At 61.1% G+C, this 10,501-nt stretch carries 10 protein-coding genes; 4 read left to right on the forward strand and 6 right to left on the reverse strand.

The annotated features are described in order from the left end of the window. Nucleotides 1-183: 183 nt before the first annotated feature. From ACVHNU_RS15930 to ACVHNU_RS15950, 5 genes are all read right to left on the reverse strand, one after another. Complete coding sequence (locus tag ACVHNU_RS15930) at nucleotides 184-408, reverse strand: MbtH family protein (protein WP_003226665.1); 225 nt, start codon at nucleotides 406-408, stop codon at nucleotides 184-186. Nucleotides 409-491: 83 nt separating this feature from the next. Next, nucleotides 492-1,904 (reverse strand): aspartate aminotransferase family protein, encoded by a 1,413-nt coding sequence (locus ACVHNU_RS15935; RefSeq protein ID WP_226501878.1) that lies wholly within the window; start codon nucleotides 1,902-1,904, stop codon nucleotides 492-494. A gap of 143 nt (nucleotides 1,905-2,047) precedes the next feature. After that, nucleotides 2,048-2,533 carry a GNAT family N-acetyltransferase gene (locus tag ACVHNU_RS15940; protein WP_003226667.1) on the reverse strand — a complete coding sequence of 162 codons (486 nt, stop codon included), beginning with the start codon at nucleotides 2,531-2,533 and terminating at the stop codon, nucleotides 2,048-2,050. Nucleotides 2,534-2,749: 216 nt separating this feature from the next. Continuing rightward, nucleotides 2,750-4,072 carry an ATP-binding protein gene (locus ACVHNU_RS15945; RefSeq protein ID WP_003226668.1) on the reverse strand — a complete coding sequence of 441 codons (1,323 nt, stop codon included), beginning with the start codon at nucleotides 4,070-4,072 and terminating at the stop codon, nucleotides 2,750-2,752. After that, nucleotides 4,072-4,752 (reverse strand): response regulator, encoded by a 681-nt coding sequence (locus ACVHNU_RS15950; RefSeq protein WP_473017785.1) that lies wholly within the window; start codon nucleotides 4,750-4,752, stop codon nucleotides 4,072-4,074. The genes ACVHNU_RS15945 and ACVHNU_RS15950 overlap by 1 nt, the downstream gene beginning before the upstream one ends. Nucleotides 4,753-5,036: 284 nt before the next feature. Here ACVHNU_RS15950 and ACVHNU_RS15955 point away from each other — a divergent pair, with 284 nt between their 5' ends. The 4 genes from ACVHNU_RS15955 to dsbG all read left to right on the forward strand — a co-directional run bounded on the left by ACVHNU_RS15955 (nucleotide 5,037) and on the right by dsbG (nucleotide 9,516). Then, a complete protein-coding gene (locus tag ACVHNU_RS15955) occupies nucleotides 5,037-5,732 on the forward strand; it encodes a hypothetical protein (RefSeq protein ID WP_003226670.1) in 696 nt (231 codons plus the stop codon). 432 nt (nucleotides 5,733-6,164) lie between these two features. Then, nucleotides 6,165-7,901 (forward strand): protein-disulfide reductase DsbD, encoded by a 1,737-nt coding sequence (gene dsbD, locus ACVHNU_RS15960; protein WP_473017786.1) that lies wholly within the window; start codon nucleotides 6,165-6,167, stop codon nucleotides 7,899-7,901. Beyond that, nucleotides 7,901-8,770: a TlpA disulfide reductase family protein gene (locus tag ACVHNU_RS15965; RefSeq protein ID WP_003226672.1), complete on the forward strand. Its 870-nt coding sequence runs from the start codon at nucleotides 7,901-7,903 to the stop codon at nucleotides 8,768-8,770. Before dsbD ends, ACVHNU_RS15965 begins: the two co-directional genes overlap by 1 nt. Then, nucleotides 8,746-9,516, forward strand: coding sequence for a thiol:disulfide interchange protein DsbG (gene dsbG, locus ACVHNU_RS15970; RefSeq protein WP_201136961.1), 771 nt, complete (start codon nucleotides 8,746-8,748; stop codon nucleotides 9,514-9,516). Before ACVHNU_RS15965 ends, dsbG begins: the two co-directional genes overlap by 25 nt. A gap of 113 nt (nucleotides 9,517-9,629) precedes the next feature. Here the strand turns inward: dsbG and ACVHNU_RS15975 are convergent, their stop codons facing one another. Next, nucleotides 9,630-10,445: an alpha/beta fold hydrolase gene (locus tag ACVHNU_RS15975; protein ID WP_473017787.1), complete on the reverse strand. Its 816-nt coding sequence runs from the start codon at nucleotides 10,443-10,445 to the stop codon at nucleotides 9,630-9,632. Between the last annotated feature and the right edge of the window lie 56 nt (nucleotides 10,446-10,501).

Here is a 10,501-nt window from a genome sequence, read left to right on the forward strand (position 1 = left end):
CAGTAATACCGCGTTATCGTTCTTCGCGAGCAAGCCCGCTCCCACAGGGGAGTTGTGCGCACCACAGATCCAATGTGGGAGCGGGCTTGCTCGCGAAGAGGCCCGCTAGAACAACACCATTGCCAGGAATGAAAAAACCCGCTGCCTGTCACCAGTCCAGCGGGTTTGTTTTTGGCGGATAAATTACTGAGCCGCCGCCTGCCCTTCCATCTTCTGACGCAAGCTCAGCGGACGCATGTCGGTCCAGACTTCTTCAATGTAGGCCAGGCATTCCTTCTTCAGGCCGCTCTTGCCCACGGTGCGCCAGCCTTCCGGCACAGCTTTGTAATCCGGCCAGATCGAGTATTGCTCTTCGTGGTTGACCACGACCTGAAAGAGGATGTCCTCGCGGTCGAATACTGACGTCATGCTGGTTCTCCATCGGTGTAAGGGTAGGCTGCACCTGGGGTGCAGCCGGGTATGTAGATAGAACGTTCGACGCTGCGAAAAATTTACTCGGCGGCGGTGGCGGCAGCCAAGGCGCGGCCGAAGATCTCGGCGACATGATCGATTTCGGCAGCCGTGATCACCAGCGGCGGCAGGAAGCGCACCACCGCACCATGCCGGCCGCCCAGCTCCAGAATCAGCCCCCGCTTGAGGCATTCACGCTGCACCAGCGGTGCCAGGCGCGCGAATGCCGGCGGATGACCGAGGGCGTCCGGCGCGCCGTTCGGGTCCACCAGCTCAACGCCCAGCATCAAGCCACGACCACGAATATCGCCCAGTTGCGGGAAGTCGCGTTGCAGGATCCGCAGATGTTCGCTCAGACGCTCGCCCATGGCGGCAGCGTGTTCGCAGACCTTGTGTTCGAGCAGATAACGCATCACCGCCGAACCAGCCGCCATCGCCATCTGGTTGCCACGGAACGTGCCGGCGTGGGCGCCCGGCTGCCAGGTGTCGAGCCAGTCACGATAGACCACCACCGCGAGCGGCAGGCTGCCGCCGATGGCTTTGGACAACACCACCACGTCCGGGACAATGCCGGCGTGCTCGAAGGCAAACATCTTGCCGGTACGGGCGAAACCGCTCTGGATCTCATCGACGATCAGCGCCACGCCAGCCTTCTCGGTGATCCGGCGCAAGCCACGCAGCCACTCGATATCGGCCGGGATCACCCCGCCCTCACCCTGCACCGCTTCGACGATCACCGCCGCCGGCAACTGCACGCCGGCTTCAGGATCGTTGAGCAGGTTTTCCAGATAACTCAGGTTGGCTTTCACCCCGGCCGCGCCGCCGAGGCCGAACGGACAGCGGTAGTCATAGGGAAACGGCATGAACTGCACGCCGTTGCTGAGCAAGGCACCCAGTGGCTTCTTCGGTCCCAGGCTGCCCATCAGACTCAGCGCACCCTGGCTCATGCCGTGATAACCGCCGGAGAACGACAGCACGGTGCTGCGCCCGGTGGCGGTGCGCACCAGTTTCAACGCGGCTTCCACCGCATCGGTGCCGGTCGGGCCGCAGAACTGGATTTTCGCCTCGGCCGCCAATGCCGGTGGCAGGAGCCCGAACAGGTCCTGGACGAACTGATCCTTGACCGGTGTGGTCAGGTCGAGGGTGTGCAGCGGCAGTTCATCGGCCAGCACTTGCTGAATCGCCTCGATCACCACCGGGTGATTGTGCCCCAGCGCGAGGGTGCCGGCACCGGCCAGGCAATCGATGAACGTACGGCCCTCAACATCTTCGACATACAGGCCCTTGGCACGTTTGAGCGCCAGCGGAATGCGCCGCGGATAGCTGCGGGCATTGGATTCCTGCTGACTCTGCCGGGCCAGCAGTGGTGACTCGTTGAACTGATACAGGGTTTCGGCCGGCGCGGAGGTGATCCGGGCCGACGACTCTTCGATAAGGCTGGTGGCGACTGACATCTCTCGACCCCTCAATACGCTATGGATAGTGACCAAAACAGCACACCGCACAGGTGCGCGTTCCGGTCGCGGGGCGCACATGCAGGTTTTCCTGTTCTGGAAACGCTTAAGCGGGGCGAGGATTTAGACCCCAGATCGAGTTGTCAGTCGGGCACCGCCAATGGCTTGTGCATTGCAACCCGGTGCAGGCCCTGATCGGTTAAGGCCGGCGCCGTCTCGCGGTAACCCAGATGCCGATAAAAAGCCGCACCGATACGGGTGCTGGAAACGCTCACCTGTGGCACACCACGAATCCGCAGCCAACCTTCAAGATCAGTCATCAGAGCGCGCCCTGCACCACGGCGAAACCATTCCGGCTGCACATGGCAAAAGCCGATGTCGCCGCTGCCCGCCGCCATGCCGACGCCCACCGGCTTGTCCTGCAGCAAGGCGATGTTCAAATAGAAATGCGGATCGGCAAGGTGCGCACTGATGACGTCGGCGGACTGTAGGTCAATCCAGCGGCTGAGCAGTTGCGGGTCGTTGCGGTGGTCGAGCGCACAACCGACGCGGATCGAACGCTCGATGATGCGGCTGATAAGGCCGGCATCGGCCGGCCTGGCCGGGCAAATGCAGATCGGTGCTTCCATGGCGCGTTCCCTCAATCCATTGAGTCAGAGCAGCCCCGACCTTAACGCCGGGGCCGGCGAATCACCAATGCAGAGACGTTACATTTGATGTGCCACAGCACAAACCCCAATTGTGGGAGCGGGCTTGCTCGCGAAGGCGTCCGGTCAGTCGATACGTTGCTGACTGGCACGCCGCCTTCGCGAGCAAGCCCGCTCCCACAGGGGATTTTTGGTGGTTCAGGCAGGTTGCAGCGGCATGGTCAGCTCGACGCGCAAGCCATCCGGGCGGCTGTCGAAATGCAGGGAGCAAGCGCAGCGCTGGACGATGGCTTGCACGATGGCCAGGCCGAGGCCGCAGCCGGTGCTCTGGCCGTTACGCCAGAAACGTTGGGTCAGGTGCTGCAAATCATCGGCGGCGATACCCGGCCCATGGTCGCGTACCACAAAGCGTGCGCGCTGGCCGACGGTTTCCAGACTCAATTCCACGCTAGCGTCCGCCGGGGTATGGCGCAGGGCGTTGTCGAGCAGATTGCGCAGCGCGGCAATCGACAGCACCGCCGGCATTTGCACCGGCGCACTGGAGAGCTGCTTGGGCAATTGCAGCTTGATGCGCTGACGCTCACCGCCGGCCGCATCCTGCATCGCCAGTTTCGCCACCTGCTCGGCGCTGCACTGCACGCCGTCGTCGAACGACAGACTGCCCTCGACCCGCGCCAGCAAGAGCAATTGCTCCAGCGTGCGGTGCATGCGGTCGGCGCCCTCCTCGGCCCGCGCCAGCGACTGATCGCGGGCGCTGCCTTCGGTCATGCGCGCCACCTGCAGGTGGGTCTTGATCGCCGTCAGCGGGCTGCGCAGTTCGTGGGCGGCGTCACCGGTCAGGCGGCGTTCACGCTCGATGGTCTTGCCGATGCGCTGGAACAGCTGGTTCTGCGTATCGAGCAAGGGTTTCAGCTCGCTGGGAAACGACTGCAACTGCAACGGCTCAAGCGAGTCGGCATTGCGTCGCATCAAGGCTTCGCGCAGTCGATTGAGCGGCGCCAGGCCCTGGCCGATGCCCAGCCACAACAGGCACAGACAACCGAGCAATGCCACACCAACCGGCACCGAAGCCGCCAGCAGGATCGACATGTTCAGGGCTTCGCGCTCGATCTGCCGATCGGCGGTGGTGATCCGCACATCGCCCCTGGCCAGGGTGAAACTGCGCCACGGCGCGCCGTCGATCATCTGGTCGTGGAAGCCCATTTTTTCCGCTTCCAGGGTTTGCTCGGGGCTGCTGTGGCTGCGGGCCAGAATCTCCCCACGCAGCGAACTGACCTGGCAGGCCATGCCGCCGGGAATGTTCAATTGTTCAGCACTGAAATGGGTGCCCTCGCCCTTGCTCGGCAGCGCCGGCAATTGCTCGAGCAGCCCGGCGACCATGCGCGCCGAGGCTACCAGACGCTGGTCGAGGGAAAACATCATCTGATTGCGCAAGTCGCTGAGCATCCAGGCCGCGGCCAGCGCCCAGATCAGGGCGAAGGCGGCGCCGAGGGTCAGACTCAGGCGCAGACGCAGACTCATCACTTCTGTTGTTCTCCACCATCGGCCGGCCCGAGGCGATAGCCCAGACCGCGCACGGTTTCGACAATACCCTTGCCAAGCTTGCTGCGCAGGTGATGGATGTGCACGTTCAGCGCATTACTTTCCAGCTCGTCATTGAAGCCATAGACGCTGTCCTTCAACTGCTCGGTGGACAGCACCCGGCCACGGTTGTGCAACAGCGCCTGCAACAGCGATTGCTCGCGACGCGACAATTCCACCGGTTTCCCGGCCAGCGTGGTTTCACGGCTGCTCGGATCGTAGGTCAGCGCACCGTGTTCGATCAGGTTGACGCTGCGTCCGGCGACCCGGCGCAACAGGGTTTGCAGACGGGCGAACAGCTCCCGCAAATCGAACGGTTTGAGCAGGTAATCGTCAGCCCCGGCCTGCAGGCCATCGACGCGATCAGTCACCGAGTCGCGCGCGGTCAGGATCAGCACCGGAATTTCCAGACCCTGCTGACGCAATTGTTGCAGCAACTTGAGGCCATCTTCGTCGGGCAGGCCGAGATCGAGCACCATCACGTCGAATTCGGCGACCTTGAGCATCGCCCGTGCTTTCGAGGCGGTGTTGATGTGCTCGACCGTCAGGCCCTGCGCCGTGAGACCGGCCACGATACCGCTGGCGATCAGTTCATCGTCTTCACAAACCAGTACGTGCATGGGGGCTCCATGAGCAAAAACGCCATTCAAGCAGCCGAAGATTAAGCCGCAGTTATGCCAAGTGTACCGTTTAACGAGAGAAACGCTGCGTAGCCGCACCCACCACCGCAGTACGTCAGGTAAAGAGTCGGTCATCTACCTGCGTTCCAATCTGATCGACAACCGCCAGGCGCAACTTTCAAATTGAAACATACCGGGCATATTAAAAATCAAGCTGTGCAACTAACATCGACTGCACACGATTAACAACAACGCTTTTTTCAACAACCATTAAAGGACTAAACATGTCTCGATTAGGAAAGGCCGTCGCTGTTGACTGGCGCTCAGGCAAAGACCAGATTTACTTCTTTTTCACGCACTACAACATATACTCGCGCTTCAGCCTGGCAGAAAACAAAGTACCTGAAAAATATCCTTTGGAGGTATCCGGGAATTGGGATGACTTTCATGACGCCTATCAGTTGCGGTTTGGTTTTACGACCACTGGACTCGACACTGACAGGATAGACGGAGACATCCTGTGGCTATTTCATTATGGAGAGGATCGACTCACTCCCTATGTCACCAAATATGATCAGGACGATGAACGCTGCATCAGCACGGTTCCAGTTCAGGAATCACGCTGGCATAAACTTGTGCCTTACTTCGACCGGATCATTGCAGGAACGTGGTGGCAAACCATACCGGGCCGAGCACAGTTGTTCCGTTTCCTGATGGACAACGGCAAGGCGCTCAGGCTTGATTTTGGTTATGAGACACTTGTCGAAGAAACCATTAATGATGAAACATGGCCTGGGTTGGCCCAATATCAGGACCGAATCATGACGGGTGCGCAAAACGATCGTACGCTGGCGGACAGTTACTGGTATCTGTTCTTGGACAAGGATGAATACATCCGCTACAACATTCAGGAAAATCAGGTTGAGTCCGATCCCATCCAGATTGACGACGAATCCTGGCCAGGACTGCTGCGCGGCTGAAAACACTTTTTTCAAGTGAATGATTGTTGGCGATTAAGCATCGATTAATCGCCAACAATACTACGCACCTTGTCCCTACCCGCCAGAACAGTCAAACCCGCAACCATATTAATAAGCTTTATCAAGCGAAGTTGAGCCATTGGCAAACAGCAAGATGTCAGCGGCAACGAATAACTCCGAGATACGAAATCTTGTCTTTATGTTTATCTGAATGACAACCGGCCCGCCGATATGATCAAGACGCGAAAAAAACATGTGGCGCGTATACAATCTCCGAAATCCGCTGGCCCGGGTTGCTGATAAACCGAGACCTTTTGCAGGCATCAGCGCATCTGCTTCGGGCCGTCCATCGGACAGCGTGCGGGGCGGTTAATCATCGGTTAATCGCCATCCACCATGGTGCCCACACTTGCACAGGGACAAGGCTCCTCCATGCGTCATTTTTTTCTTTTGTTTGCACTGCTGATTTCCGGCCTGGCCCAGGCCGGGAACAATCCATTCGAGACCAAACCGGAGTTTCTGCCGGTCGACAAAGCCTTCGTGCTGACTTCCGAACGCCTTGAATCCGGGGAAACCCAGCTGTTCTGGCAAATCACCGACGGCTATTACCTGTACCAGAAACGTCTGAAATTCGACGGTTTGCCGGCCGAGCAACAGCCGGCGTTGCCCGAGGGCGAGTCGCACAGTGACGAGTTCTTCGGTGAACAACCGGTGTATCGCCAGGGGCTGGAAGTCAAAGTCGCGGCCTCGGCCAGCGGTCAGATCAAAGTCAGTTACCAAGGCTGTGCCGATGCCGGCCTGTGTTATCCGCCGCAAACCCGGGTCATCGATCTGGGCGGCAAAGCGACGCCGACAGCCAGTGCCGAAGCGCCGGATCAGGCCTTGGCCAGCAGCCTGCAACAACGGGCGCTCGGCTGGAGCCTGCTGGTGTTCTTCGGCCTCGGCCTGTTGCTCGCGTTTACCCCATGTTCGTTGCCGATGCTGCCGATTCTGGCGGGCATGATAGTCGGTAGCGGTGCCACCCCACGCCGCGGTTTCGCCCTGGCCAGCAGTTATGTGATCTGCATGGCGCTGGTGTATGCGGCGATGGGGGTGATCGCCGCCCTGCTCGGCGCCAACCTGCAGGCATGGCTGCAAAATCCGTGGCTGCTCGGTGCATTTGCCGCAGTGTTTGTGGTGCTGGCGCTGCCGATGTTCGGCTTCTTTGAATTGCAGTTGCCGGTGGCCTTGCGGGATCGCCTCGAACACGCCTCGCGCAGTCGCAGCGGTGGCAGCCTGATCGGTGCCGGTGTACTCGGTGCGTTGTCCGGGCTGCTGGTCGGCCCGTGCATGACCGCGCCGCTGGCCGGCGCCTTGCTGTACATCGCGCAGAGTGGCAATGCGCTGCACGGTGGTTTGATTCTGTTCGCGTTGGGCATCGGTATCGGGGTGCCGCTGTTGCTGCTGGTGACCGTCGGCAATCGCTTCCTGCCGAAACCTGGCGCGTGGATGAACCTGCTCAAGGGCATCTTCGGTTTCCTGTTCCTGGCCACTGCGCTGCTGATGTTGCGCCCGGTGCTGGACGCCTCGTTGTGGCTGGGCCTGTGTGGCGCGCTGCTGCTGATCGCCGCGTTCTGTGCCTGGAAGCAATCGGAAGGCTTCGGCCGGGTCGCCCAGGTGTTCGGCGCCAGTTCGTTGCTGCTCGGCTTGTGGGGCAGCCTGCTGCTGATCGGTGCTGCCGGTGGCAGTGACGATCCGTATCAGCCGTTGCAGGTGTACAGCGCCGGCCGGGTCGCCAGCGCCACGCCGAGCGGGCATGAGGCGTTTACCACGATCAAGGATCCCGCAGCCCTGCAACGCGAACTGGATAGCGCCAAGGCTCAGGGCCAATGGGTGCTGCTCGATTACTACGCCGACTGGTGCGTGTCGTGCAAAGTCATGGAGAAACAAGTGTTCGGCAAGGACAAGGTCATGCAGGCGCTGAGCGATGTGCGCCTGCTGCGCCTCGACGTCACCGCCGACAATGCCGCCAGCCGCGAGCTGCTCGGCCGCTACAAAGTCCCGGGGCCACCGAGTTTTGTCTGGATTGGCGCCGACGGCGAAGAACGGCGTAGCCAGCGCATCACCGGCGAGGTCGATGCCGATACATTCCTGCAACGCTGGACCACCACCACTCGAGACGCCAACTGATGCTGACGTTCACCCTCGGCACCTTCGCCATCGCGCTTAACCACCTGCTGCTGATCAGTGCCTTGGCGCTGGCGACCTTTGTCGGCTGGCGGGTGGCCAAGCGTGGCGGCGATAACCCCGAGTCGGCGCTGTTCAGCCTGTTCCTGTTGGGCATGCTTGCGGCGCGCGTGGCGTTTGTCGCCCTGTATTGGGGGCACTATCGCAACGACCCGTGGCAGATCATCGACCTGCGCGACGGCGGTTTCCTCGCCTGGCCGGGGGTGATCGTACTGCTGCTGGCTGCACTTTATCGCGGCTGGCGCCGCCCGGGCCTGCGTCGGCCACTGGGTTTTGGTGTGGCCAGCGGCGTGCTGTTCTGGCTGCTGGCGACCCTCTCGCTGAACATCTACGAGCAAGGCACGCGCCTGCCGGAAATCACCCTGCGTAACGCCGCCGGTGAAACCATCCAGCTCAGCGACTATCAGGGCGGCCCACTGGTGATCAACCTTTGGGCAACCTGGTGCCCGCCCTGCCGGCGTGAAATGCCGGTGCTGGAAAACGCTCAACAACAACGCCCGGACCTGACCTTTCTGTTCGTCAATCAGGCCGAAAGCATGCAAAGCGTTGCCACCTTCCTCGAAACCCAGGGCCTGAGCCTGAACAACGTACTGTTCGACCGCAGCGGCCGACTGGGTCAAGCCGTGGGTTCCATGGCGCTGCCGACTACGCTGTTCTACAGCCCTGACGGTCGCTTGCTGAGCAGCCACCTGGGCGAACTGTCGAACGCCAGCCTGGCCCGCGCCCTGGAAAACTTCGACATCCCGAATCCAACCGCCGCACCGGCCACCTCTGCAAGGAAACTGCCATGCCCCGCCTCCGCCACCTGCTGACGTTGACTCTGGGCACTGCCCTGCTGCACCTGCCGTCGGTTCAGGCCGCCGAAGAATTGCCCGCCGCGATCAAGCAGATCGAAGCCAAGGGCGCGAAAATCGTCGGTCAGTTCGACGCGCCGGACGGCTTGCGCGGTTATGCAGCGCAGTACCAGAACCGTGGCATGGCGCTGTACCTGACACCGGACGGCCAGCACGTCTTGCTCGGCAATCTGTACGACGCCGACGGCAAGGACTTGAGCAGTGAGCCGTTGCAGAAACTGGTCTACGCGCCGATGGCCAAGGAAATCTGGGGCAAGTTCGAAGCCAGCAACTGGATTCAGGACGGCAACAAGGATGCACCGCGCACCGTGTACCTGTTCAGCGATCCGAACTGCCCGTACTGCAACATGTTCTGGGAACAGGCGCGGCCATGGGTCAAGGCCGGCAAGGTGCAGCTGCGGCACATCATGGTCGGGATCATCCGCGAAGATAGCCCGGCGAAATCCGCTGCACTGCTGGCCGCGAAAGATCCGGCCAAGGCGCTGGAAGACCATGAGAAGGCTGGCAAGGCCAGCACACTCAAACCCTTGAAAGACATCCCGGCGGCAGTTCAGACCAAACTCGCGGCGAACATGCAGTTGATGGAAGACCTGGAATTGCAGGCGACTCCGGCGATTTTCTACATGGATGACAAGGGTGAGCTGCAACAGCAGCAAGGGGCGCCTTCGCCGGAGAAACTGGCGAAGATTCTCGGGCCGAAATAAGTCCGGATTCTTTATTGCCTGATCGGGCCTCTTCGCGAGCAAGCCCGCTCCCACAGGGATCACCGCAGTCACTGTGGGAGCGGGCTTGCTCGCGAAAAGAACGATGACACGGTTTAACGGTTGCGCTCAGCCAAAAAGGTAAACAACACCTCGCTCACAAACTGCGGATTCTCCAGACTGGAGATATGCCCTGCCTCCGGCACCAGCACCCACGGGCAACCGATCAGTTCGGCCATTTCCTGAGCCTCTGAGGGCGGTCGTGGTTTGTCCTGGTCGCCGCACAGCACCAGGGTGGTCGCGGCGTTCAGCTCGCCCAGACGCGGCAACAGGTCATCACGGCTGAACGTGATTCGGCCCATCGGCACGATGCTTTCGCGCAGGCGATCCGTGGTGTAGGCCGCCAGTTTGGCGCGGAAGTCCTGATACAGCGGCGACTGCGGATCGATGCCCGGACGGAAGAAGATCGGCACCACGATGTCGAGCAACTGTGGCGCAATCTCGCCGCTTTCTTCGATCTGCTTGAACAGCGAGAAATAGTATTGACGGGTTGGCTCAGGCTCGACGCCGACGTAGGTGTCCATCAGCACCAGCCCGTTGATCCGCTGCGGGGCCGACAAGGCCAGCCGCACGCCCCACATGCCGCCGACCGACAGCCCCGCCAGCGTTATCTGCTCGATCTGCAGGTGATCGAGCAAGGCCTCGACCTGTCGTGCGATGTCATCCAGCGAGGTGGTGCCTGGCGGCAAGCGCCCGGATTCGCCGTGGCCCCACAGGTCCAGGGCAATCACCCGGTAGTGCGGCGACAGCGCAGCGATCTGGGGTGCCCACATGGCCGTGTCCCACAGATAACTGCCGGCCAGCAAGACGGCTGGCCCGGTGCCTTGATCAATGTAGTGCAGCGCTTGTCCGTCAACCGTGAAGAAAGGCATCGACCACCCCCGCGACAAAAAAGAGAACCGGCAGACTGAGCTGCCGGTTGTTGATC

This window comes from Pseudomonas sp. Ors-4-3C (genome assembly GCF_055755035.1).

What these genes read in the sequence shown, in the direction of transcription:
- ACVHNU_RS15950 (WP_473017785.1), bottom strand. Translation starts at nt 4,752, where the DNA reads ATGCACGTACTGGTTTGTGAAGACGATGAACTGATCGCCAGCGGTATC.
- ACVHNU_RS15940 (WP_003226667.1), bottom strand. Translation starts at nt 2,533, where the DNA reads ATGGAAGCACCGATCTGCATTTGCCCGGCCAGGCCGGCCGATGCCGGC.
- dsbD (WP_473017786.1), top strand. Translation starts at nt 6,165, where the DNA reads ATGCGTCATTTTTTTCTTTTGTTTGCACTGCTGATTTCCGGCCTGGCC.
- ACVHNU_RS15965 (WP_003226672.1), top strand. Translation starts at nt 7,901, where the DNA reads ATGCTGACGTTCACCCTCGGCACCTTCGCCATCGCGCTTAACCACCTG.
- ACVHNU_RS15930 (WP_003226665.1), bottom strand. Translation starts at nt 408, where the DNA reads ATGACGTCAGTATTCGACCGCGAGGACATCCTCTTTCAGGTCGTGGTC.
- ACVHNU_RS15975 (WP_473017787.1), bottom strand. Translation starts at nt 10,445, where the DNA reads ATGCCTTTCTTCACGGTTGACGGACAAGCGCTGCACTACATTGATCAA.
- ACVHNU_RS15955 (WP_003226670.1), top strand. Translation starts at nt 5,037, where the DNA reads ATGTCTCGATTAGGAAAGGCCGTCGCTGTTGACTGGCGCTCAGGCAAA.
- ACVHNU_RS15945 (WP_003226668.1), bottom strand. Translation starts at nt 4,072, where the DNA reads ATGAGTCTGCGTCTGCGCCTGAGTCTGACCCTCGGCGCCGCCTTCGCC.
- ACVHNU_RS15935 (WP_226501878.1), bottom strand. Translation starts at nt 1,904, where the DNA reads ATGTCAGTCGCCACCAGCCTTATCGAAGAGTCGTCGGCCCGGATCACC.
- dsbG (WP_201136961.1), top strand. Translation starts at nt 8,746, where the DNA reads ATGCCCCGCCTCCGCCACCTGCTGACGTTGACTCTGGGCACTGCCCTG.